The sequence below is a fragment of the Persicobacter diffluens genome (assembly GCF_036244895.1).
Taxonomy (GTDB): domain Bacteria; phylum Bacteroidota; class Bacteroidia; order Cytophagales; family Cyclobacteriaceae; genus Persicobacter; species Persicobacter diffluens.
The window spans coordinates 2,677,350-2,701,189 of sequence record NZ_BQKE01000001.1 but is presented as its reverse complement, the minus strand read 5'-3'; the positions used below and the strand labels follow the sequence as shown (position 1 = coordinate 2,701,189).

The 23,840-nt window shown below is 42.2% G+C and carries 18 protein-coding genes; 11 read left to right on the top strand and 7 right to left on the bottom strand.

Annotated elements, in window-relative coordinates; all coding sequences use genetic code 11:
• The first annotated feature begins 36 nt into the window (after positions 1 to 36).
• Positions 37 to 897, top strand: a complete 861-nt coding sequence (locus AAA970_RS10950) for a queuosine precursor transporter (RefSeq protein WP_338237138.1) — start codon at positions 37 to 39, stop codon at positions 895 to 897.
• Here AAA970_RS10950 and AAA970_RS10945 read toward each other — a convergent pair.
• Positions 841 to 1,599, bottom strand: a complete 759-nt coding sequence (locus tag AAA970_RS10945; protein WP_338237137.1) for an RNA methyltransferase — start codon at positions 1,597 to 1,599, stop codon at positions 841 to 843. The two genes, AAA970_RS10950 and AAA970_RS10945, sit on opposite strands and share 57 nt — an antisense overlap.
• 16 nt (positions 1,600 to 1,615) lie before the next feature.
• Here AAA970_RS10945 and tamL point away from each other — a divergent pair, with 16 nt between their 5' ends.
• From tamL to AAA970_RS10910, 7 genes are all read left to right on the top strand, one after another.
• Complete coding sequence (gene tamL / locus AAA970_RS10940; protein WP_338237136.1) at positions 1,616 to 4,096, top strand: translocation and assembly module lipoprotein TamL; 2,481 nt, start codon at positions 1,616 to 1,618, stop codon at positions 4,094 to 4,096.
• A 367-nt stretch (positions 4,097 to 4,463) separates the two neighbouring features.
• Complete coding sequence (gene purN / locus AAA970_RS10935) at positions 4,464 to 5,030, top strand: phosphoribosylglycinamide formyltransferase (RefSeq protein ID WP_053405641.1); 567 nt, start codon at positions 4,464 to 4,466, stop codon at positions 5,028 to 5,030.
• Positions 5,031 to 5,141: 111 nt separating this feature from the next.
• A complete protein-coding gene (gene purH, locus AAA970_RS10930) occupies positions 5,142 to 6,668 on the top strand; it encodes a bifunctional phosphoribosylaminoimidazolecarboxamide formyltransferase/IMP cyclohydrolase (RefSeq protein ID WP_338237135.1) in 1,527 nt (508 codons plus the stop codon).
• A 254-nt stretch (positions 6,669 to 6,922) separates the two neighbouring features.
• The gene (locus AAA970_RS10925) at positions 6,923 to 7,384 is read left to right on the top strand and encodes a DoxX family protein (protein ID WP_338237134.1); all 462 of its coding nucleotides are present in this window, start codon (positions 6,923 to 6,925) and stop codon (positions 7,382 to 7,384) included.
• Positions 7,385 to 7,731: 347 nt separating this feature from the next.
• Complete coding sequence (locus tag AAA970_RS10920) at positions 7,732 to 9,252, top strand: SGNH/GDSL hydrolase family protein (protein ID WP_338237133.1); 1,521 nt, start codon at positions 7,732 to 7,734, stop codon at positions 9,250 to 9,252.
• Between the two features lie 4 nt (positions 9,253 to 9,256).
• Complete coding sequence (locus AAA970_RS10915; protein ID WP_338237132.1) at positions 9,257 to 12,331, top strand: MBOAT family O-acyltransferase; 3,075 nt, start codon at positions 9,257 to 9,259, stop codon at positions 12,329 to 12,331.
• 340 nt (positions 12,332 to 12,671) lie between these two features.
• A complete protein-coding gene (locus AAA970_RS10910) occupies positions 12,672 to 13,448 on the top strand; it encodes an NYN domain-containing protein (protein ID WP_338237131.1) in 777 nt (258 codons plus the stop codon).
• A 230-nt stretch (positions 13,449 to 13,678) separates the two neighbouring features.
• On the opposite strand, the gene AAA970_RS10905 is transcribed toward AAA970_RS10910, so the two are convergent.
• The 4 genes from AAA970_RS10905 to AAA970_RS10890 all read right to left on the bottom strand — a co-directional run bounded on the left by AAA970_RS10905 (position 13,679) and on the right by AAA970_RS10890 (position 16,479).
• The gene (locus AAA970_RS10905; protein WP_053405637.1) at positions 13,679 to 14,047 is read right to left on the bottom strand and encodes a helix-turn-helix transcriptional regulator; all 369 of its coding nucleotides are present in this window, start codon (positions 14,045 to 14,047) and stop codon (positions 13,679 to 13,681) included.
• A gap of 322 nt (positions 14,048 to 14,369) precedes the next feature.
• Positions 14,370 to 15,500 carry a DNA polymerase III subunit beta gene (dnaN, locus tag AAA970_RS10900; RefSeq protein WP_053405636.1) on the bottom strand — a complete coding sequence of 377 codons (1,131 nt, stop codon included), beginning with the start codon at positions 15,498 to 15,500 and terminating at the stop codon, positions 14,370 to 14,372.
• Between the two features lie 153 nt (positions 15,501 to 15,653).
• Positions 15,654 to 16,094 carry a type I restriction enzyme HsdR N-terminal domain-containing protein gene (locus tag AAA970_RS10895; protein WP_338237130.1) on the bottom strand — a complete coding sequence of 147 codons (441 nt, stop codon included), beginning with the start codon at positions 16,092 to 16,094 and terminating at the stop codon, positions 15,654 to 15,656.
• 46 nt (positions 16,095 to 16,140) lie between these two features.
• Positions 16,141 to 16,479 (bottom strand): hypothetical protein, encoded by a 339-nt coding sequence (locus tag AAA970_RS10890; protein WP_338237129.1) that lies wholly within the window; start codon positions 16,477 to 16,479, stop codon positions 16,141 to 16,143.
• A gap of 434 nt (positions 16,480 to 16,913) precedes the next feature.
• Between AAA970_RS10890 and AAA970_RS10885 the strand changes: the two genes are divergently transcribed.
• Positions 16,914 to 18,713 carry an SLC13 family permease gene (locus AAA970_RS10885; RefSeq protein ID WP_338237128.1) on the top strand — a complete coding sequence of 600 codons (1,800 nt, stop codon included), beginning with the start codon at positions 16,914 to 16,916 and terminating at the stop codon, positions 18,711 to 18,713.
• Here the strand turns inward: AAA970_RS10885 and AAA970_RS10880 are convergent.
• On the bottom strand, positions 18,702 to 19,244 hold the full coding sequence (locus AAA970_RS10880; protein ID WP_060686898.1) for an NUDIX domain-containing protein: 543 nt from the start codon (positions 19,242 to 19,244) through the stop codon (positions 18,702 to 18,704). The genes AAA970_RS10885 and AAA970_RS10880 overlap by 12 nt on opposite strands.
• Positions 19,245 to 19,832: 588 nt before the next feature.
• On the opposite strand from AAA970_RS10880, the gene AAA970_RS10875 reads away from it, so the two are divergent.
• On the top strand, positions 19,833 to 20,432 hold the full coding sequence (locus AAA970_RS10875; RefSeq protein WP_053405632.1) for a ribonuclease HII: 600 nt from the start codon (positions 19,833 to 19,835) through the stop codon (positions 20,430 to 20,432).
• A gap of 15 nt (positions 20,433 to 20,447) precedes the next feature.
• A complete protein-coding gene (locus AAA970_RS10870) occupies positions 20,448 to 22,412 on the top strand; it encodes a hypothetical protein (RefSeq protein WP_338237127.1) in 1,965 nt (654 codons plus the stop codon).
• A gap of 455 nt (positions 22,413 to 22,867) precedes the next feature.
• Here AAA970_RS10870 and AAA970_RS10865 read toward each other — a convergent pair whose 3' ends face one another.
• Positions 22,868 to 23,647: an acyl-[acyl-carrier-protein] thioesterase gene (locus tag AAA970_RS10865; protein WP_338237126.1), complete on the bottom strand. Its 780-nt coding sequence runs from the start codon at positions 23,645 to 23,647 to the stop codon at positions 22,868 to 22,870.
• Positions 23,648 to 23,840 lie beyond the last annotated feature (193 nt).

The window sequence follows — 23,840 nt, the reverse complement described above, 5'->3', positions numbered from 1 at the left end:
TAAAGGAGTCCTTTCCAATCTACAACCTACTGCTATATGACCACCACCCTTACAAAAAAGAAAACCAATCTGTTTATTCTCCTTGGCGGAATTTTTATTACCAATGCTATTTTGGCGGAGTTAATCGGGGTGAAAATATTCTCAGCCGAAGCCATGATGGGGTTGCAGCCTGCTCAGATTCCACTTTTTGGAGACCTGGCATTGGATTTTAATTTGACAGCCGGAGCTGTTTTGTGGCCAATCGTCTTTCTTACCACAGACGTCATTAATGAATACTATGGCAAAGCCGGGGTGCGGAAAATTAGTTTTTTAACAGCAGGCCTGATCGCCTATGCATTTTTAGTGATTTTCGGAGTGACCCATCTGCCTCCTGCGGGTTTTTGGCTGGAAGTCAACGGGCAGGATGCGGAAGGGAATCCCTTCAATATTAATTATGCTTTTCAAACCATTTTCCGACAGGGCCTCGGGATTATTATCGGTTCGCTGGTGGCCTTTCTGATTGGTCAGCTATTGGATGTGTATGTATTTCAAAAGTTGAGACGATTTACCGGCCCGGATAAAATTTGGTTGCGGGCAACCGGCTCCACCCTGGTGTCTCAGTTTGTAGACTCTTTTGTGGTTTTGTGGATCGCCTTTTTTGTTTTTGGGAACTGGACCTGGGAGTTGGTAATTGCGGTGGGGATCATCAATTACATTTACAAATTTGTTGTGGCCGTGGTATTGACGCCTGTGCTGTATGTTGCCCATCACTTCATCGACCAATATCTGGGCAAGGATGCCGCTGACCAAATGGCCGATGAAGCGAGTAAGAGCTCCTTATTTTTTATGGAAAAGCCCTCCTCATCGGGGACGTCGGATGTTGTCGCAAATGACGGCAGTGGCGATAGCAACGTTTAGGGATTCAGCTCCTCCCACTCTTGGAATGTGGATTTTATGGCTGATCAACGGTTTTACGGCCTCAGAAATACCGACAGATTCATTTCCCATAATGATAAAGCCACCCTGATCAAAGTTTTCGTGGTAGATGTTATCTCCTTCAAGAAGGGCACCGTATACGGGCAGACTTTGATGTTGAAGATAGGGTACCAGGTCAGTGTATTGGAATTCCACCCGAGCAAAAGAACCCATAGACGCATTTAAAACCTTGGGGTTGTAGAAGTCCGCTGTATTTGGGGAAGCAATGATTTTTTTGATGCCATACCAGTCTGCTATGCGGATAATCGTACCCAGGTTGCCAGGATCGCGAACGTCATCCAGCACCAGTGCAAATTCATCTTGCGCTAAAGTAATATTTGCACTGATGTTTTGCCGGGCAACTGCAATACCTGCATTGTTAGTGGCAAAAGTGCCCAATGCGGATAGTTGTTGTTCGTCAGCGACAAATATTTCACAGCGCGGGTGGTTTTCAAGCAAATCCTTTATACCTTTTAAAAAGGATGCTGTGCCGACTACCAGCTGCACCTCGTATCCATTAGTAAGAATTTCTGAAGTATTTTTCGCTCCCTCAACAAAAAATAGCTGTTCTTGTTTCCTGTACTTTTTTATTTGAAGGGATTTGATCAATTTTGAAACTCTTTTGGATAGTTCCTTATACATCATATAATTCGTTATTCATTTGCGAAAGCATTTTTATATATACCTCATCGCTATTAGCCTGCTTCCTTTGTTGATTTCCGGTTGCACCACTACCCGTTTTTTGAAGGATGGGCAATATGTCTTAAACCGTCATCAGGTGAAGGGCAATAGTGCCATTAAAGAGGAGGAACTGTTAAAGTGGACCAAGGCGAAACCCAACAGCAGGACCTTATTTTTGCCTGTAAACTATTACGTTTCCATGTATCAACATGGCTTAGGCCGATATGATTCTGCTAAATATCAGCAAGAACTTTTGGCGGTCGAAGCAAAGTATGATCGTAAGTTAAAACAGTATCCGGTTGATTCGCGAAAATACAACAAACTGTTGGAAAAGAAGCGCTCCAAGGTAGAAAAGAAGGAGACCAAAATAAAAGAAGGGAACTTCTGGATGCGAAATGGAGAACCATTGGCCATTTTCGATAGCGCCAAGGTGGAGGCCTCAGCGGCCTCAATGGAGGCACTTTATCGTGCCCGGGGGTATTTTTCATCTACGGTTAACTATGAAGTAGGGTATTTCGAGAAATTGGCGCGGGTGACCTATCGCGTGAAAGAATCCAATCCGCATTTAATGGATACCGCTTCCCTGACCACCACGGATGAAGATATCTATCATATTCTATTAGCGGACTTGCCCAACAGCTTGCTGAAGAAGGGGATGGTGTATTCTCAAAATACACTGAGTAAGGAAAGAGACCGCATTGATGCGCTCATGAAAGATGAGGGGTATTATGAATTCAGTAAAGAATATGTGAGTTTCAAAGTAGATACTTTGAATCATCCGGGATTTTTTTCGGTGGAAACGATCATTAGTAACCCCACCGATGAGAATGTTCATCAGTTATTCACCCTTGATTCCGTCACCTTTACTACTGATGCTTCTGTTTCCGGTTTAGAAAAAGCCCGAACAGAACAAGAAGTGAGTGGAATAGTCTTCAGTTCAGAGGATCATAAGATGTCCGAGAAGGTGTTGTCTCGTCGGGTTTTTATCCGACCAGGGGAGCCTTACTCTAAAACCAAGACCTTGCAAACGCAACGACAATTGGCTAACCTGGACATGTTCCGCTTTGTGAACGTAAATTACGATACCACGGGAGGGAAAATGGTCGCGCATATTTTTACTTCTCCACTGGAAAAATATCAAACCAGCTACGAGGCGGGGCTTAACGTGACCCAGGGTATTCCGGGGCCTATTTTTAATTTGGGGGTCAAAAATAGAAATACCTTCAGAGGTTTAGAAATTTTAGAACTTTCCGGCGGATATGCCATGGAAGGGGTGCAAACTTTGAATTCGGAGGGGATATCCCGAATAGATGTCAGTCAGCAGTGGCGGGCTAATTTATCCCTGACCTTTCCTCAGTTCCTTTTCCCTTTAAGTGAGAAAAAGCGGCTGGAGCTCGGGCAATTGAACCCTAAAACAAAGCTGACTTTGGGTTATGGTACGATTGATCGTCCGGATTATTTTAAGTCTAATGTAAATACCACTTTTGATTATATCTGGCGTTCCAAAAAAGGTCATCAGTATATTTTCACCCCTTTTGAAGGGGCTTATATCAATTCTCGACTCTCTGAGCAGTTCAGGAAGGACTTGGAGGAATTGGCTCGGCAGGGAAATAACCTGATTAACTCCTATTTGCCCTCTGTGGTGACAGCCATGAGTTTTCGGGGAATTTTTAATTTTAATCGGGATTTACAAAATCCGGATCGGGGAGCCTATTTGCAGGTTTTCGCTGAAAGCGGAGGCGCTATTATCGGCGATTTGTTGCAGTCAGTTTACGAACGTAATAATTTACAGTCCTATCGATATTTTAAATATTCTTTTGATTTTAGGAAATATGTTACCCTGAATGATAGCAAAACGGCTCGCTTTGCCTATCGATTAAATTACGGGATGGCCATCGCCTACGGGAAAAATAAACAGTTGCCTTCAGAGCGGTATTTCTTTGCCGGGGGCTCTAGTTCTAACCGGGGTTGGGTGCCGAGGCGTTTAGGACCCGGATATTTCGTGGCTCCGGCAGGAACCAATTATGACCAGCCCGGAGAAATGATCATCGAAACAAATTTTGAATACCGCCAGAAACTATTTGGGTTTTTTGAAGGCGCCTTGTTTGTGGATGTGGGGAACGTCTGGACGCTGGGTTTTAATCAGGGAGGAGAAAGCGGTATAGAAGATGGGCCGCCTGTTGATGGAACGGAGTTACCACCTGAAAATGATCGGAATATTGCGGGTAAATTTGAATTCGAAAGCTTTCTGGGGCAGCTTGGAGTGACCGTAGGGGCTGGTCTGCGCCTGGACTTTGATTTCATGTTGATTCGTTTTGATGTGGGGGTAAGGGCTTTTGATCCGGCCCGACCGGATGGGAAATATTTTGTGCTACCAGATTTGAGGTGGAGTGATTTCCGATTAGCAGTGAATCCGGCAAGTCAGGTTCTATTGAACATTGGTATTGGTTATCCCTTTTAATCCGGATTTTCCAGATATTAATTCGGGTTTTGAGCGTGTTTAAAACCCAAAATTCGCAGCGAAAATTTGATTATTGCAGAAACGATAAAGGATTATTTTGAGAGAATAGCATCGCTATTGTTGAGCAATCATTCAAAATCGCTTCCAATAATTGGAACTTGCAGCTGGCTGGTGTGCTTTTAACTCGCGCTTAGATTCGGATTCATTTTTCTTGGCTTTTTTAGAAAAAAGGGTCAAATTTGTGCTTCCAAAATCGGGAGACGTCTCAAATCTTCCTTTTTAGGATTCAAAATCGCCCTAATTTCGCTTTAAATGCATGTTTGGGCATTTTTTACCTTAACTTTCATCTGGCCATTCCCTTTTCCCTATGAAAAAGATTGCCATTTTTGCTTCCGGTAGTGGAAGTAATGCGCAAAAAATAGTTGAGCATTTTCAATCTCATTCAGAAATTGAGGTGAGTCTCTTGCTGTGTAATAAGCCCGAGGCCTATTGCTTGACGCGGGCGAAAAATCTGAATATTCCTTCTCATGTTTTTACGCGTCCGGAGTTCAAATCCGGAGAGGTATTAAAAGTGTTGCAGGATAATGAAATAGACTTTATAGTGTTAGCGGGCTTTTTATGGCTGGTTCCTGAAAATTTGGTGGAAGCATTCCCGGATAGAATCATTAATATTCATCCTGCCTTGCTGCCGAAGTTTGGGGGGAAAGGGATGTATGGAATGAATGTGCACCAGGCCGTAGTAGAGGCGGGAGAGTGCGAGTCCGGCATCACCATTCACTATGTGAATGCGCAATATGATGAAGGGCAGGTAATTTTTCAGGCTACCACAAAGGTGAGCCCGGAAGATTCTGCAGAAGATGTCGCGCAAAAAATTCACGCACTTGAGTATAAGCACTTCCCGGCTGTGATTCAGCAGGTGGTGGAAAAAATATAAACTAAAGCCCTTGATTTTCAGGGGCTTTTTTTGTTCTCTTGCCATTGTTTTCATTGGAGAACATGATCAAATTAATTCCCATATTTTATAAATATCTAAATACCAATTCCGATGTCTGTAAAAAAGATCAAATCAGCACTGATTTCAGTATTTTACAAGGATAACCTTGAGCCAATCATTAAATTATTGAAAGATAATGGAGTAACCATTTACTCAACTGGTGGGACTCAAAAATTTATTGAAGAGCAGGGCGCTGAAGTGATTCCGGTGGAGGATTTAACAAGCTATCCTTCAATTTTAGGAGGCCGTGTGAAGACGCTTCACCCAAAAATTTTCGGTGGTATCCTGAATCGTCGTGATAACGAAACGGATCAGGCTCAAATTTCAGAGTTCGATATTCCGGAGATTGATTTGGTGATTGTAGACCTTTACCCATTCGAGGAAACGGTCGCTTCCGGAGCAGAGGCTCAAGCAATTATTGAGAAAATCGATATCGGTGGAATTTCTTTGATCCGTGCAGCGGCAAAGAATTTTAAAGATGTAACTATTGTCGCTTCTCGTGAGCAGTACGGGGAGTTGGAGCAAGTGTTGGCAGCAAAAGAAGGGGGTACTACTTTGGAGGACCGTCGTCGTTTTGCAGCACATGCTTTTGGGGTTTCCTCTCATTATGATTCGGCTATCTTCAGCTATTTCAATCAGGAAGAAGCGCTTCCGGCTTTCCGCGTGAGTGAAAATGGTGGCCGCACCTTGCGTTATGGGGAAAATCCACATCAAAAAGGAGAGTTCTTCGGGAAATTTGATGAGATGTTTGAGCAGTTGCATGGTAAGGAAATTTCTTACAATAATCTGGTAGACATTGATGCAGCCGTTTCTTTGGTAGAGGAATTCAAAGGGGAAACTGCTTTCGCGATTTTGAAGCATACCAATGCCTGTGGATGCGCTACTGCCGCTTCCGTAAAAGAGGCTTATTTGAAAGCTTTTGAGGCAGATACTATTTCTGCTTTTGGTGGTGTGCTTTGTACTAATGGTAAGGTAGATTTGGCTGCTGCAGAAGAAATCAACAAGCTATTCTGTGAGGTTTTGATTGCGCCTGAATATGATGCAGAGGCTTTGGAATTGCTGAAGTCAAAGAAAAATCGTATCCTTTTGGTTCAAAAGCAGGGCTTGTCCACTACAAAAATGTTCAAAAGCTGTCTGAACGGTGCGATTGTTCAGGATCGTGATTTGAAAACTGATGCCGAGGCCGATTTGACCCTTTCTACCAAGCGTGATGTAACGGCGGAAGAAAAGAGCGCTTTATTGTTTGCTTCTAAGGTATGTAAGCATACCAAGTCAAATGCGATTGTTTTAGCCGCGGAAGGGCAATTGTTCGCAACAGGTGTTGGGCAGACTTCCAGAGTGGATGCATTACGTCAGGCGATTGAGAAGGCAAAATCTTTCAATTTTGATCTATCCAAGGCTGTTTTGGCTTCAGATGCATTCTTCCCATTCAATGACTGTGTAGAGATTGCACATAAAGAAGGAATTAAAGCGGTAATTCAACCAGGTGGTTCTGTTCGCGATAAGGATTCTGTAGAGTTCTGCGACGAGCATGACATGGCGATGTTGATGACTGGTGTACGTCATTTCAAACACTAATCGCTCCAAATATTAAAAAGGAGGGCCGCTTTCGAAGGAGAGCGGCTTTTTTGTTTTTTGAAGTAAAACTTACATGGCGCATTAAGGGGTAATTCGGTCAATAGGGAGTTAAAGGGTCTGGTTTTTTTATGAGGTACATTTTAGACTTCATTTGTCGATAATAGTATTGATAAATGGTACTATGCTGACTTTCGATGTTCTTTTTGTAATTTGATTTTTATTCTATCTTTGAATAAGATGAAAACAAATTCAATATGAACGCTAGATTTTACTCTTTCTCAGCCCGACTTTTTTTCCGTATAGCCTTTGGTTGTATGATGATGGTACATGGAGTTTCTAAATTGGATTTATGGATGGCGAAAGGTAATCAGGTGGAATTTTTCAACTTTTTAGGCTTAGGAAGTGTGCTTTCCCTTTTGCTCGCCATTTTCGCGGAAATGGTCTGTCCTCTATTGATTATTATTGGCGTTAAAAGTCGCATTTTTAGTATCCCGCCGATGATCACCATGTTGGTGGCAGCATTTTTGGTGCATGCCGAAGACCCTTTTGCTCAAAAAGAAAAGGCTATCCTTTATTTTTTGGGCTTTTTAGGGATTTTCCTTTTGGGGGACGGTAAATATGCAATGATACCGGATTATAAGTCCAGGAGCTTTTGGGGATTTAAAAAACAAACTTCCGCTTATTCCCCTAAAAATAGAGTTTTAGAAAGAGTTTAATACACGATAATATATTACTTTTGTTAGCCTTCATTTTAATGTTAGGCTTTTTTTATGTCCGGGGATTTTCCACAAAGAAGAAAAAAAATCAAATCACTTAATAGATTGTTTTATCATTGATTTCCAGGTTTAGAGGCGTGGGGATGATAATCAAGCAAATTCTAAAACTAATTGTTTAGAAGATGGTATTCAACCTTGACGGCCTTGTTGCTTAGGATTGATTTTTGTGGTGAACCAGGGACAAGAATAATGCATTAGTTTATTGTGTAGTGAAAGACCAGAATTATTTTAAACAGACATATATAACGCTATTGCTGGTGTTCTTCATTTTGTTAGGATATCAGATTATGGCGCCTCAACTGGGTTTTTTAGAGGGGTACCGGAATTTTAAGCTTTTTTCGGATTTGGTGATTAGCGAGGAGCCCCCCTTATTGGCGAATGAAAACGTTTCTACCGACCAGATCCTTCAGGCCATTGAGGCTGCCGCTAGTGATGAAGAAGGATCTTCTTCTGTAAAAGAGGAAGAACCAGTCTCAGCGCATTCACCAAATGCCGCTGTTTTGGCCTCAGAAAATAATCCATCCCCTAGTTCCAAAGATGATACGCAAGCTTCAGGCGAAGCTGGCTTGAAAGCGCGACCGCCCAAACGGTCACTTCCTTTCCCAAAGGAAGAGTTTCGGTCCAAGTCTTTAAACTCTTTTTATAAAGCGCTGGATGAATTGCGGAAAGGCAGAAAGGACAGGGTGCGGATTGCCTTTTTTGGTGATTCAATGATTGAGGGAGACTTGATTGTCAGCACACTTCGATCCCTATTTCAAAGTAAATTTGGCGGACAGGGAGTAGGTTATGTTCCGCTCACCTCTCAGGTGGCCGGATTCCGGGGCACCATTCGTCATCAGTTTTCTGATGGCTGGAAATTGGATAATTATATTTTCAACCGTCACGAAAGTCCCTTTGATTTTGGAATAAGCTGTGATGTGACCTATGCCCAGGCTCCGGGCAAGGAACAATGGGTGAAATATGAAGGTGTACATAGAAAACGACTGGATTCCCTTCAACGCGTCCGCCTGTTTTACGGGACGCCTAAGTCTGAAAGTGATGAGTATAAATTAACGGCCATCCTCGATAAAAAGGATTCCGTGAATTTGTCCTTAAATGGAAACAAGGTGGTCAATGAGTTACAGGTTTCTTCTATTCCGGTAAAAACTCTTGAAATGAAATTTGAAACAGATGCTAACTTACCGATATATGGGGTGAGCGTAGAGTCCTCTAAAGGCGTTTTTGTGGATGACCTCCCCTTAAGAGGAAGTAGCGGAACCCATCTGCGTCACTTGAATCCGGAGGTTTTGAATTCTTTTAATGATTATTTGGAGTATGATCTGGTGATTATGCAATTCGGGACGAATGTGGCAGATACCAGTAGTCTGAATTATGCCTGGTATGGCGCCAACCTTTATAAGACGATTCGGTATATACAGGAGGAGATGGATGCGCCCTGCCTAGTGATTTCCATGGCAGATAAAGCCCGTAAGATTGACGGCGAATTAAAGACTGACCCGGCAGTTGCTGGTGTAATAACGGCCCAAATGGGCGCTGCAAGCAGAGCCAATGCGACCTTTTTTAATTTATTTCAGGCCATGGGAGGAGAAGGGTCTATCATTGATTGGGTAGAGTCTGAGAAGCCATTGGCAAATAAAGATTATACGCACTTTAATTTTAGAGGCGCTAATAAAGTGGGGCATTTGCTTTTTGACTTTTTGATTGATGGCTGGGGGAGTCATCGGGCGAGCAATCAGATCGCGCCAAAGCAATTGACACAGCGGAAATCAACTCCGGTAGAAATTTTAAAAGCAAAAAAGATTCGTTAAATACATGATCAGAGGTTTATTTTTTACGCTTTGGATGCTGGTGGGGAGTTTAAGTGTCTGGGCCGGGGAGGAATTGGGAGCAAGAGAAGAGCGACCATTGGTTAATGAAGTGGCGGATACCATTGGCAATGCCGGTCATTTGCGTGCTTTCTTTAAACAATTGGAGGCTTTAGAAAGCAAAAAGCAACAAAAGGTAAATATTGTCCATATTGGCGATTCCCATATTCAGGCTGATTTCTTTACCGGGGAAATGCGGAAGCTTTTCCAGGAAGACTTTGGGGATGGCGGTATTGGGCTGGCCTTCCCTTATAATTTGGCTAAAACCAATGGGCCAAAGCAGGTTCGGTTCAAATCTAATATTTCCTGGACTTCTAAACGAAATTCCAGATCCAAGCCTGTGCAGGAGACAGGGGTTTCGGGTCATGGGATCAAAACGCCTTCAGATTATTACCAGATTAACCTGAATCTGGCAGATTCTGCTGCAGGTTTTGACCGTCTGTGGGTGTTTTATGAGCCGGGAAATCATACTTACGATTTAAAAGTAGGGCAACCTAAGCCCGGTGCCAGTACCGAAAGGAAATTTATTCCCACACCGGAAAAAGTTTACCATACCGTTCGCTCAGGGGAAAGTCTGTATAGTATCGGGCGGAAGTACGGCATTTCGGTATCCAAAATACAATCCTGGAATAATCTGGGAAGCAAATCATTAATTCGCCCCAAACAAAAGTTGGTGGTGAAGAATGGCGAGCTTCCTTCGGCAGTAGACCGGATCAAGGTGGACGATATGCAGTGGGCTGCTGTTGATCGCCAAATTTTCCCATTGGGTATGCAGGTCTTTGAATGGGATCAGCCGCAGCAGGCCGCCATTGTGCAAGGCTTTAAAAAAGGAGATGCTCAAAAATATGCCAATTTAACCGGCTTTTATGTAGAAGATAGCCAGGCGTCCGGTATCGTATATAGTGCCATCGGTTCGAATGGTGCTAAATATCTGGATTATAATAAATACAATTTGTTCTTTGAGCAATTGGGTGAATTACCGGCAGACCTCTATATATTTTCCATGGGGACCAATGAATGCTTTGCGCCTACCTATAGCTTGAAGGAAGTAGAGCGTGATGTGCTGGATTTTATTCACCGTGTGAGAAAAAAGCACCCTAACGCTCCTATTCTGTTGACCACCCCGGCGGATAGCTATACGGGGAGAGGCAGAAATCGGAAATTCAATCCAAGGGTAGAGCAAGTCCGAGATGTCATTATTGAGGTGGCGCAAAAGGAACAAGTTGCCTATTGGGATTGGTGGCGAGTGATGGGAGGAGCCAATGGAATTTCAAATTGGAAGAAGCAGGGCTTTAGTCGGGACTATGTGCATTTTTCAGCCGATGGCTACCGCCTTCAGGGGGAAATGCTTTATGAAGCCCTAATGAGAGCCTATCAAAAATCGCGTATTGGAAAAGAATTGCCGATTAAGGGTTTACATTCGCCACAAACGATGCCCGCCAAAATACCCTTTGAAGGGAAAATGGAGCAGGTGGATCAGAATGCTTTAAGCGGATATTGGATAGATCAGGAGGCTCAGGTAATGACTGCAGGCTGTTTTTCCTCAGGAAGTCTTGCGGCCCTAAACCCTAAGTTTTTTTCTGATATTTTTCAATACCAGAAAAAGGCACCTTTGCTTTTCAATTCAGGGGTTTTCTTTGTCTTGTTTTTAATTTTTTATGCCATTTATCTGAAGTGGGAAAAAGTACAGACCTTTCGGGTGGTTTATGTGACCTTGTTTTCCTTGTTCTTCTATTATAAATCCAGTGGGTTCTATTTCATTATTCTTATTTTTTCTTCCATAGTGGATTACTATTTGGGAAATAAAATTTATGAGGAGGAAGATGATAAGAAACGAAAGCTCTATTTATTAGCCAGTGTGGTCTGTAATTTGGGGATTTTGGGTTATTTTAAATACACCAATTTTTTCATAAATTCTATCAATGGTTTAACAGGAGCTGAAATTGGGTCTCTGGATATATTTCTTCCAATTGGGATTTCCTTCTATACTTTTCAGACCATGAGTTATTCTATTGATCTGTATAGAAGAAGCATGGAGCCGGCGGAATCCTTTTGGGATTTTACCTTTTTCGTAACCTTTTTTCCGCAGCTGGTGGCGGGGCCAATTGTTCGGGCAGCGGACTTCATTCCTCAGATTCACCAAAAGCTGAGTCTTTCCAAAAAGGACATGTCTTTGGCTTTTAGTCTGATTATTGGCGGCTTGATCAAAAAGGCGATTATTTCCGATTATATTAGCATTAATTTCGTAGATCGGGTATTTAACGCTCCGGCGCTTTATTCCGGTTTTGAAAACTTAATGGCTGTTTATGGCTATGCCATTCAGATTTATTGTGACTTTTCAGGTTATTCGGATATGGCCATTGGTATTGCATTATTGATGGGTTTCCGACTCCCCGTGAATTTTCAAACCCCTTATAATTCAGCGAGCATTACTGAGTTTTGGCGCCGTTGGCATATATCCTTGTCTTCCTGGTTGAGGGATTATTTGTATATTCCATTGGGAGGGAATCAAAAAGGGAAAGTCAGAACCTATGTTAACCTGATGCTTACCATGTTGCTTGGGGGATTATGGCATGGTGCTTCATGGAATTTTGTGCTTTGGGGGGCGCTTCATGGAGGTATTTTGGGAATAGAGCGTTTGCTAAAAGGTCGTTTCCAATTTCCTAAAAGTGATGCATGGCGATTCCTGGGACAAGTTTATACTTTCCATTTTGTATGCTTGGCCTGGATATTCTTTCGGGCGGCGAATTTTGAGGATGCCAGCCTTTTGATCAATAGGATCGTGACTGATACTGCTTTCGGGCAAATTCCTCAGGTGTTAATGGGCTATAAGGAAGTGTTTGCTTTGATGTTCCTGGGCTATGCGACGCATTGGGCTCCCAAAAATGTGGGAACCACCGTAAATCGCATTTTTTATCGCTTTCCATTATGGGGCAGAGCCTTGACGATGGCGGTGGTAATTTGGTGCATTTGGCAGGTTTCTTCCTCTGAGGTTCACCCCTTTATCTATTTCCAGTTTTAAGCCGGATATTCATGCTTAAATCCTCGTTTAGCTGAAAGGCGGAAAAAATGAAGGGATTTTTACTATTTTATTTTTTTCCAAGAAAGCAGATGAAGGAGGAGAAAGCAAGCTGGCCCCAATTGGGGCGATTATTAAATCAGTTAGCATGTCCTTATTGAGTTGGAGGTGAGTGCTTTAAGGTGGGTTTCTTTTTTGCGGTGAATACTTCGGCTTATGTTTTCTTGGTGAAAATGGTTTTTTAATCATGCCCCTGCGGGAAATATCTTTTATTCCCCATTTTTTTTAACAGGACTTTCCTAAATTATTAGTCACATTTCGGAGAGTCATTTATATTTTTAAAATGAAAAAAATAAATACGGACCGTTCATTAGCGGTTTTAATAGATGCAGATAATGTAAGTTCCGCTTTTGTAAGTGAAATGATGGAGGAAATTGCGCGCTTTGGCCTTCCTACCACCCGCAGGATTTACGGAGACTGGACACGACCAAATTTATCGGGATGGAAATCGGTATTGTTAGAGAATGCGATTAATCCGGTGCAGCAATACAGTTATACCCAAGGGAAAAATGCGACGGATTCCGCTATGATCATTGATGCCATGGATATATTGTATTCGGGTAAGGTGGATGGTTTCTGCATTGTTTCCAGTGATAGTGATTTTACCCGATTAGCCACTCGATTAAGGGAGTCGGGCATGTGGGTAATGGGGGTTGGAGAGCAGAAAACACCGAAGCCTTTTATTGTGGCCTGTAATAAATTTGTGTATTTGGAGGTGTTGAAGAAAGATTCCTCCAAAGAAGAAAATAAAGTCAGCGGTAGTAAGGAGGAGAGTTTAAACCGGATTAATCAACGCCTGATTTCGTTATTGCAATCTTCCGTTGATGATGTTTCTGATGACAGCGGCTGGGCCAATTTAGGTGAATTCGGTAGTTTGTTGAGTAAAAAGCGTCCTGATTTTGATGCCCGGAATTATGGCTTTAGCAAGCTGATGAATATGATTAAGTTCTTATCTGATTATTTTGAGCTGGATGAAAGAGTTTCCGATCAGGACTCTGCCGTAAAACATGTTTACCTCAGATCGCTTCGCAAAAAAGAAGCGAAACGAGGACGGAAATAATAATAAATAGGGCTGTTTAAAATAGTCGTTGCCAAAATTAAGCGCATGTTTAAAAGCACGCTATCCGGCTACAAATTCGAATTATTGGAAGCGATAAAGGTTAATTTCTCAATAATAGCGGTGCTATTCTCTCAAAATAGTCCTTTATCGCTTCTGCAATAATCAAATGCTCGCTGCAAATTTGGACATTTAAACACGCTCTTAAACAGCCATTTTCGGGGAAGACTTTTTTATTCTTTTACGAAATGATCTTCCTTTAAAATGTCAGAGGGGGATTTTCCGTATTGCTCTTTGAATTTTTTGGAAAACCTGCTAATGTGGTAAAATCCATTATCATAAATTAATGCCGTGATATTGGTCTCCTTTGGATCCGCCTTTTCAAGTAAATCTTTAACGTGATCCATTCGCATTTTATTAAAATACTGAATAGGTCCCATCCCATAGACTTTATTGAAGTGGTGCTGGATAGTTCTCGCAGGTACTTGGCAAATGTCTGCCACCATGCCTAAGGAAATGGAATCTCCTTTTTTAATTTGCTCCTCAAAGAAAGTAACCGCTTTTGCAATTACAAGATTAGATTTATCTGCAGGTGGAAACATAGTCAATCGATGAATTTGGTTTGAAATGGTAATGAAAGTCTGTATAGGTTCGCCTTTTCTTTTGGGGGAAACAGACAGACCTGATTACAAGCATTTATTGGCCTCATTCACTAAATCGTAAATATGGGGTATGATTTTTTAAATAATAAAAACAAAGCTAAGGTGGAGAAATGGTAATGTATAGCCTAATTACGCAAATGGTGAATTATATCCATAAAGGGATGTAAGGTTTTAGGTGATTGTCTTGTTAAAGAGGCTATTGCATGAGACAAAAAAAAAGGTTGCCGAAGCAACCTTTATAGTTTTTTTTAAAAAGCTCGTTTTAATAGTATTGATTTAGCATTACAGGCATTACTAACATGAGCAAGTCTTCATCTTCATCCTGATCAGAAGGGATAATCAAACCGGCTCTGTTTGGCTGAGAAAACTGGAATGTTACCTCAGTGGAATTTAGATTATTCAGCATTTCAATTAGGAACTTGGCGTTGAATCCAATGTCAATGTCCTCTCCTTCATGCTCGCAAGAAAGTGTTTCATTCGCTTCATTAGAAAAATCTAAATCTTCTGCGTGTACACTTAACTCTGTGCCCTTTAAAGATAATCTCACCTGATTGGTGGTCTTGTTGGCGTAAATTGCCAAGCGCTTTAAAGTGCTTAGAATTTGCATTCTATTGATGGTCATCTCATTAGTGTTGTCCAATGGAATGACATTTTCATAATCCGGAAAGCGCTCGTCGATTAAACGGCTAATTAATCGAAGGTTTTCAAAAGCAAAGTGGGCATTGGTATCATTGAATTCAATGGCTACCGGGCTCTCATCTGCCGGAAGGTTAGACTTCAATAAGTTTAAGGCCTTGCGTGGAATGATGATGGAAGCACCCGAAGCCCCTTCCACTTCTTTTTTGCGGTATCGCACCAAACGGTGCCCATCCGTGGCAACAAAAGTTGCTTCATCTTCCTCCAAATTGACGAACACCCCCGTCATGGCAGGACGTAAATCATCAGTACCTGCAGCGAAAATGGTATTGTTGATCGCACGGCTCATAGCATCACCACTCAGTTCTATGCTGTGCCCGTTTTCAACTACCGGAATTTTAGGGAAGTCTGTAGCATTTTCCCCGGACAGTTTGTAGTGACCATTTTCAGAAATAATCTCAATACTGTAGGTTTCTTCGTCTACCGCAATGGTTACAGGCTGCTCAGGCAGGTTTTTCAGCGTATCCAATAGGATTTTTGCCGGAATAGCAATGCTACCACTTTCTTCCGCATTTACTTCAATTTCAGTAATCATGGAAGATTGTAGATCAGAGGCGGTCACGGTCAATTTGCCTGCCGCGCCATCTACTTCAAATAAAAAATTCTCCAAAATCGGGACTACCGGATTTGTGGTAACCACACCGTGAATTTTGGACAATTGCTTCAACAATGAAGAGGAAGAAACAATAAACTTCATATAAATGCAGGGTTTGTAATTTTCTTATCTACCTCACTCATTCTAAGTGAGTTATTGAAATTGCGATTTCGCAATGTTAAATATATAAAATTAATCTCATTTTATGAATCTCCTTTTCCTCAATCGGGTGGAATAATGGGAGAATCAGGTTTTTTATTGTGGGAAGTCGGGGAGTTGGGCAAGCCATTTAATGCCTTCCGCATTACATTGAAGGCAGCCATGGGATAAGCCATTGGTGACGACAATATAAGGCGCCCGAAGGGTTTGGTTATAGGTGGCAGCCTGCTGTACTACCTTTTGATCCAATTTGACTGAGGGTGCTTTGCATTCAATGAGCATAAAAGGCTGACCATTGCGGTCAAAGACTAAGCCGTCGGATCTTTTTTGAATGCGATTATATTTAAGGCCTGTTTCCAGCGCGATAAGGCTGGCGGGATAACCCATGCTGTTGATTAAATACTGAATAAAATGCTGGCGCACCCACTCTTCCGGGGTTAGCACAATTTCTTTTTTGCGCAGGGGGTCAAAAATATACTTGCGCCCCTGATCTTCCCGAATTCTGAAAGGGAAGCTGGGTAAATTTAATTTCTCCATAAATCAGGAGCGCAAGATGCAATGATGTGATTGAACACACAAATTCCTAGCTGGCAGAAAGCATGGGGATCATCTGTTTTTTTCGAACCACTGCTTTCAGGGCTACCTTGATTTTCTCACGGGTATTGCTGGAGCTTTTTTCTTTCGGCTCATAACTTAGGGCTTTATGGACTGTATTTAATTTGCTGAGCCCTTTTTGTAAGGCTTTAATAGCGGAGGGATTCAGGTTGACTAAGATATCATATTGCATTAGGGAAGGGATCAAACTTTCCTTGGCCGACATTTGCTGAATGTTGATTTCCTGAGATAAAAAGGTGTCGGTAATAGACTTTAAAGTGTTATCTCCTTCGTCTGTAAAAAGCGTAATCCAAAATTGTTTTTCCATAACGATGATATTTTTAGGGTTGGGGGATAAAAAAAAGTCCTTCTTTCCATGGGAGAGAAGGACTTTTCTATATTTATTAACGCAAAACATTTAATATATATACAATCATTCTCTCACCGTAATAGGGGTGAGCAGTAGACCTGCTGAATGTTAAACATATATCGTTTTGTAGTTTTCATATTAAAATCTTTTCAGTACTTATTTAACAAGTACCGTTCCAAATGTAGAGGTTAGGGGGCTAAATAGCAAGAAAAACAGGGATTTACTTGGTTGTTTGGCTTAAGAAGTGGAGTGGTGGTGAGTGTAATTTTTTTTTAATATTTTGAGCGGATGAAATATGCTAGCATTGCTCATTGTTTGGAAGAATCTTTATTTCTAACTTCCCGCCAGTTGACTTTTTCTAGTCTTTGAAATTTTTCCATATTCAAATATATATGCTTTCAGAAGCGCTTCAACCTTATTTCGTATTGGGCGTTACCTTCCTGCTCTTTACTTTAATTTACCTGGATAAACTTAGGGCTTCCGTCGGCTTTTTGTTAGGCGGTTTGGTATTTGCTCTCACCGGTATTTTGAATGGAGATGATCTTTTGGCGGGCTTTTCCAATAGTTCGATCATTTCGGTGATGTTATTGATTCTCATTACGGCAGGTATACGGAAGAACTTTAATCTGGTGATGTGGCTGGATAAAATGTTCCCGGCAAATGCCACCTATAAAGGATTTCTGGCACGCATGATGGCGCAGGTAGCAGTGGTTTCTTCCTTTATTAATAATACCCCAGTAGTGGCGATAATGACTCCCTATGTATTCAATTGGGGGAGGAAAAATGGCGTAAGCCCTTCCAAATTATTGATTCCGCTCTCATTTGCGACTATACTGGGCGGGATGCTGACCCAGATTGGTACCTCTACCACTTTAGTGTTACAAGGTTTTTTGAATGAGGCGGCATTGCCGGGTTTGGCTACATTTGATTTATTAAGGATTGGCTTGGCTGTGGTGGTGGTCGGGATAGTGTTTTTTTTAGTGTATGGGCATAAATTATTGCCGGATCGCCAGGGAGCAATTGCCAAGTTTCAGGAGAATATTCGGGAATTTGTAGTCGAAACAGAGCTTTCCTCCAAATCAAAATTGGTCGGAAAAACGATAGTAGAAGCAGGATTAAGAAATTTGAAGGGCGTTTATCTGGTGGAGATTATTCGGGAGGATAAGGTGATTTCTCCGGTGCAGCCTGATGAAATAGTACAGGGAGGAGACCATTTATTCTTTGCGGGAGACACCAGTTCTATTCATGATTTGGTGCTTTCGATGGAAGGATTAAGGTTGCCTAAAGACAAATACCAAAGGGAAAATGAGGCGGTACAAGTCATTGAGGCCGTGGTGGCCAAGACCTCTCCTCTCATAGGAAGAACGGTTAAGACTTCCGGCTTTCGAAATCGGTATGATGCTGCCGTGGTGGCCATTCACCGACAAGGAGAAAGAGTAAGCGGGAAAATTGGTGATATCACCCTGCTTTCCGGAGATTTACTATTGTTGTATGCCGGAAGAGGATTTTCAAATCGGGTGAATTTTTTCAGTGATCTTCATGTGGTCAATCAGGTGGAGGAGTTTGCCAAGCCCAGTAAGCAGCGCTCCTGGTCTTTGGTGCTGACGGCCTTAATGGCGATTGGTTTGGCCGTCACCGGGGTATATCCGTTGTTTTTGTCGTTGATGCTTATTTTTGCAGTGATGGCAGCCACTTCTCTGGTTACGATCTCGGATATTAAAAAGTCAGTGGATATTGACATGTTTTCCATTTTGGCTTTCTCGCTGGTGCTTGGAAATGCCATGGTCAAAACGGGGGCTGGTCAAATGCTGGCAAGTGGACTGCTGGAGGTATTAGCTCCTTTCGGTCCGCTCTCCATTATGGTGGGGCTGTTTATTATCACCACCTTATTGACAAGCTTCGTAACCAATGTCGGGGCGGTGTCCATCGCATTCCCATTGGCTTTAGCAGTGGCACAGAAAATGGGAATGGACGGTACGCCCCTGTTTCTTACGGTGGCCTATGCCGCATCAGGTGCTTTTTTAACACCCATAGGTTATCAAACCAACCTGATGGTATTTGGCCCGGGAGGTTATACCTTCTCTGATTTTATTAAAGTAGGCGTGCCAATCACCCTGCTATATATGCTGGTGAGTTTAGCAATGATTTACTTTTTGTATCATGATCAGTTAGTTCCCGTTTTAGCCGGCTAGTTCCTGAACCGCATATTTCAACAGTGCCGCCACAGAAATGCCCTCCGTGATTTCCTGCCGGTCGATCATTTGTAAAGCTTCTTTGAGGGTGACTTTTTTCTGGCGAAGTACTTCGGTTTCATCGGGGTTGGTAGCTCCGGCCCGTAAGCCCCGCGCAATAAATACATAGGCTTGTTGATCCGTGGACGAAATGGAAGGGTGCAAATGCAAAAAGCCCTTCCAGTCATTAGCGGAGAAGCCGGTCTCTTCCTGGAGTTCTCTTTTGGTCGCCTCCAGTAAGTCCTCATTTTCTTCAGCACCGCCCAAAGGAATTTCCCAGGAGTAGCGGTCTACCGTATAGCGGAATTGCCCTACCAGCCATATTTTGCCATCCTCATCGATGGGTAATGCTCCGACTGCAGTTTGTTGAAAGTGAACTTTTCCATAAAAATCCTCTCTGCCGGAGGGGTTAATGACCTTGTCCTGTTCAATTTTGATCCATGGGGTTTCATAAACGGTTTTGGTGTTTAATTTTATCCAGGGGTTTTCCATGAGGGGATTAAATTTTTGGGTGCGGATGATATTTTCACTATTCGAACTAATAACGATAGATCGAAATATAAATAACTACAATTCACCGATTTTTTTTATGTGACCCTTAGCGCTTAGCTAAATTTTTATGAAATCGAACCTTTGGGTTACCCTTAGAGGTCCTGAGGTTATTTTTCATATCTTTTTGATTAAGCGGTTTAAGCTTGAAACTGTTGATCCAAATTATTATATCAATTGGTAAATCAGGCCTAACCTGAATTGTTCCTGCATAAATCCTCCTTTAGCTGCTAGGCTGATAAAATGGAAGGATTTTTTCTGTTTCGAGTTTTTTCCATGGGAGCAGAAGAATGAGAAAAAAGTAAGTTTAGCCAAGCTGGGTTATTAATAACTCTGTGAGTACTACCTTATTGAACTGAAAAGGATTCATTTAGCATGAATGGCTAAATCCGGAGGTAAATAACTTTGGCAAATATTTCTAATTTCTCCTTCCTTTTTCCTCCCATTTTTCTTTCCTCAGCTTTCATGAAAAAGCGGTGGCTCCTTTAGGAAAAATTGAGGGATCGCAAAAATTAATTCTATTTTTGCGGAATGAAAGAGATAAAAGTGTTAGCAGCGCAGCGAACGCCCGACTTAGTGGAAGCCGGATGCGATGAGGTAGGAAGAGGGTGTTTGGCAGGGCCGGTAGTGGCTGCCGCCGTTATTTTGCCTAAAAATTACAGTCACCCCTTGCTGAATGACTCGAAACAGTTAACCGCTAAAAAAAGGGAAGCACTTGAAAAAGTGATCAAGGAGGATGCTTTGGCCTGGGCAATTGCCGAAGTGGATCATCAGGAAATTGATCGAATAAATATTTTAAATGCCTCCATGTTGGCGATGCACAAGGCCATCGATCAGTTGGAGCTGCGCCCAGAGTTGCTTTTAATCGACGGGAATAAATTCTCTCCCTATATGGGCATTATGCATGAGTGTATTGTGAAGGGAGATGGTAAATTTCTGTCCATTGCTGCCGCTTCTATTTTAGCCAAAACCTATCGTGATCAATTAATGGAGGATTTGGCTAAGGATTATCCGCATTATGCCTGGGAAAAAAATGCGGGCTACCCGACAAAAGTGCATCGTGCCGGAATAAAAGCACATGGGCCTAGTCCTTTTCACCGGATGTCTTTTAAATTGCTGCCCGAAGAATAAAAACCTTTTTTTTTAATGGCTCGAAATACCTGCTGGATAGTGACGATCATGACTATCTTCCTTAATTTTTGGGGAGGTTTGCAGGTTTGTGGCCAGACAAAACAAAGCAGGTGGTTTCACTTATCGCTGGATAGTTTAGAATTTCCCCATGTCATTGAAGTGGAAGAGGATACTTCTACGGAAGTGATTAATCAGCGTCTGGAGCAATTGATTAGTCCCACCAATATAGAGGACTCGCTCCGAACACGAAAGATGCTGGATTCATTGAAGTCCTTTTCAGATCGAACAAAGGTGGGCGCGCGGTTATATAGCTTGCTGTTCGTCAATAATGCCGGTGGAAATAATGAGCGCTACACCCAAGGGCAGATTCAGGATGAATACCGGAAATATTCCGGAGATAGAGTAAATAGTATCACTCTTAAGCAAATTGATATTTTTGGGACCAACATTTATGAACCTTCCACCTGGGACTCGGAAAGTAATGAAAACTTTTGGGGAAATAATCTGACCACTCAGACTCGTCCTTTCATCCTGAAAAGGTTTATTCTGCAAAAGGAAGGAGAGCCGCTGGATGCCGAATTGTTGGCGGAATCGGAACGTTTGCTTCGTGCGTCCTCCAATATTCAGGATGCCCGCGTTCTGGTGGTGCCGGATCTTTTGGATAGTACTGCCGTGAATGTACTGATCGTCACCAAGGATGTCTTCTCTATTCGGCCCCTGGCGGAAATTAGTAGCCCACAATCAGGCAAGCTGGGATTGGAAGATCGTAACTTTTTGGGCCTGGCGCATACTTTTAAATTACAGGGTGCTTATGATTTTCGGGATTCTACCCAATTGGGGATAGAGGTGGGCTATGAGTTACGCAATATCAGGGCTTCCTTCGTAGATGCGGGAATAGAATTTAAAGATGATCCGAGGGAAACTCGTCACAGAGCCTATGTTGACCGGGAGTTTGTTTCGGCTAAATTGCGATGGGCGGGGGGCGTTGATTTGAAGCAAAATACCATCAAAAATCAATTTATCTCCAGACAAGATACCATACCAGGGCCTATTAGAAATATTGAGCAGGATTATTGGGCTTCTGTGGCATTTCCTTTAGGCGATAAAAATGATTTGCAGGCGCCTCGGCTTTATACGACAGGGAGGTATTTTGATAGTAAGTTTCCTGAACGGCCTTTTGTGTCGCCGGACTCCAACAGATTGTTTGAGAATCGGAGATTATTGTTGGCAGGTCTGAGTTTAAACCAACAAGCTTTCTACAAATCCAATTTGATTCGGGCCTTTGGGCAGACAGAAGATGTGCCGGTAGGGTGGAAGATCAGTGGCAATGTAGGTTATCAGTGGTTTGAATTTCAGCAGGGTATTATTTATAGTGCAGAATTGTCAAAGGCCTGGTATCGTCCCCGGAAAGGGTATTTTTACGCTTTTTTATATGGCTCTCTGTGTACGGATTATGAGAAAGTACATAATTACGCAGTGAGTACTCAAATGAAATACATTAGCCCCTTATTGAAATTGGGCTCCATGAGATTGCGTAATTTTTTTGAACTGGAGTTTAGTCAGTTGTTTGGGTATCAGGGAGTGATTGACCTGGAGCTTGATCGGGAAAGGGATGTGCGCGGTTTGAGTGTACCGTGGGTATATGGTGATCGTAAAATTTTAGGCAGATACGAGAGTGTGGTTTTTACCCCCTGGCAGTTTATTGGTTTTAAAGTGGCCATGTTTGCCTTTGCTGATATTGCGCATATCCGAACGCCGGAAGTGGTAGTGCCTTCCCAGGGTTATTATAATGGCGCAGGGGCCGGATTAAGAATAAGAAATGAGGAGCTGGTATTCAATACTTTTCAGTTTCGTTTTGGTTATTATCCTAATGCTCCCCAGGGTATATCAGCATTTGCTTTTGATGTTTCAACCAAAACACTGATTAATTGGGATGATTTCAAAATCCGAAAGCCCAATGTACGCTTTTTGGAAAACTAAGCCGGATTATCCAAGCTAAAAACCCCGATTAGCTGCAAGTTGGGAAAAAGAAAGGAATAGTTCCTTATTGAAAGTTTTTTCCGAGGAAGCAGAGGGGTGAGTAGAAAGCAAGCCTTGCCAAATTGGGGCGAATAAAAAATCAATAAATCTATTCGTAGTAAAGTCGTATTAAGCTTTTTGAGGGTATTCGATGAATCTGGTGATGAATAATGCAGGGCAACATGATAGGCGGCTAAATGCGCCAAAACAGGTGCTCCAAAAATAGATTTCTTAAAGCATCTGTTTTAGCGCGAGTTTAAAACCGCAGCATCCGACTGCAAATTCGAATTATTGGAAGTGATTTTGGACCATTTCGCAACATTAGCGCTGCTATTTTCTGAAAATAATGGCGTATCGCTTTTCCCATATTTCAAATTTTCCCTACGAATTTTGGCTTTTCCATCCACTCTTATTCTTTAAAGAGTGGATACCAATTCTTTTTTAAAGGGTTTCCAGCAGGTTTCTACCTGACAGCAACTTTTTCCAAGACTATTGTTAATAATTGTGGAGTGTGCAATAAAGTTGTCCTCGGACTTTTGACCTACTGAATGAACACTTACCTGATTTTCCAATTTCGTTTCGGCCAGATAATTTACCGTTAGTTTACTAATTTGATGATTTTGCCAGATGCTTTTGTCCAGATTATCAATGGCCCATTGCAAGTATCGGGTATTATTTACATGATTGTTCAGGTCAATATCTCCATACCGAACGTGAAATTGGAAAGGCTGCTCCACTTCCACTTTGGGGACTCGCTGAGGGGATTGCTCAATGCCATGTTTTTCAGGAAAAGCAGGCATTCGGTCGGCGGTATCTCCTATTAAGCCGGGGCGTCTGGTCTGATGGTCAATGATCACCCAAAGGGTAGTCGCCTTGACGATACATTCGCCATTGTCATTGAATATTTCAAAGTCTCGGTGTGAAAACGATCGCTGGTAATTTTTTACCCAGGACTTTACCCGGACATGTTCTCTCCATTTAGGGAATTTAAGGAATTCGATCTCCATTCTGCTAAGTACCCACAATTGTCCTTTGGCTAGCATATCATGAAAACCAAAACCTCGGTGAATGGCATGGTTTCCCGCTGCATCTTGTAGCATGTCAGCAAGAACAATCGGGCGTGCGAAACCGTAAGGATCGCACTGATAGGCGCGAATATGAAAATCCTGTTGCCAGATACCTTCTATTTCTTTCATTGGGTTAAGGGGTTTGAATTTTTGATCCAATGTAGTGAACTCTTCCCAAAGTGGGAAATTTCTAATAGAAAAGGGTTTTCTTATGCCTTCAGCAGGTTTTTAGCGATCAAAAAAATTTCTGATCTCGCTGCAAAATTGATGGAATTGCTGTTTTTGCCAAGACGATTTTGTATACTTGCTCTTAATAAAATTG